Origin of the sequence: Acinetobacter stercoris, assembly GCF_900323515.1 — a bacterium.
GTDB classification, from domain to species: Bacteria; Pseudomonadota; Gammaproteobacteria; order Pseudomonadales; family Moraxellaceae; genus Acinetobacter; species Acinetobacter stercoris.
The window spans coordinates 1-952 of record NZ_OOGT01000419.1; the positions used below are offsets into that span (position 1 = coordinate 1).

The window sequence follows — 952 nt, forward strand, 5'->3', positions numbered from 1 at the left end:
ACTTTGTATTATTTCAATTTTATGGATTGTCAAAGTTGAGTTTAAGCCTATAGATAAAATGACCAAATCATTGATTTCTTATAAAAGTATCCACGATCTACAGCTTGAACATCTAACTGAACCAGAATTTAAATCTGTACCCAAAGAAATTCAGCCTTTTATCGAGAACATTCTTAATTTGATCAAAAGATTACATATTAGTCTAGAAAATGAGAAAAATTTTAGTGCCTATGCTGCACATGAACTACGTAGCCCATTAACTGCCATTAAAACGAATGTACAGCTGGGTAAAATGATCGCAATACAACAACAATATGATGACAATTTACTGGAATGTTTAAACGATGCTGAAAACAGTATCATACGTTATCAAAATTTGCTGGAACAATTATTGGTATTAAGCCAAACAGAACATCAAATTGAACAGAACATACAACAAGTTTCTTTAAAGCAAAGTTTGGAATTGGTTCTATCCGATTTACGTTTGACTTATCCTGAAATCGACCATCAGTTAATCATTCATTGGGAAAGTTTAGGAAAAATTTTTATCGCTCCTGATGCAATTCAAATTGTTTTACGTAACCTTCTGGAAAACAGTTTAAAACATTCTCAAACAGTTAAAAAAATCGAAATTTCTCAGACTGAAAATATTCTAACCATCCGAGACTTTGGCGTAGGCTTAAATCCTCAGGAATTAACGCTTGCAACAAAACGTTTTTGGCGAAAATCTGCGACTGGTCAAGGTTATGGCTTGGGACTATCACTTTGTCATATTCTACTGCAACAATATCACTATCAAATGATTATACAATCTGATCAAAATCAAGGGCTGAGTGTAAGTATCGATTTTTCCAAGGATAATAAAACAGACTAATTTTATTAATAAAATTGAAGCCAGTAATAAACACATCATGCAATTGAAAATAATAAGGTATTTAAAATGTTTAAATAC

The 952-nt window shown here is 31.5% G+C and carries 1 protein-coding gene; it reads left to right on the forward strand.

What is annotated here, in order from left to right; genetic code table 11:
- On the forward strand, positions 1-874 hold an 874-nt coding region (locus tag KPC_RS19995), incomplete at its 5' end, for a sensor histidine kinase (RefSeq protein ID WP_146196694.1).
- Between the last annotated feature and the right edge of the window lie 78 nt (positions 875-952).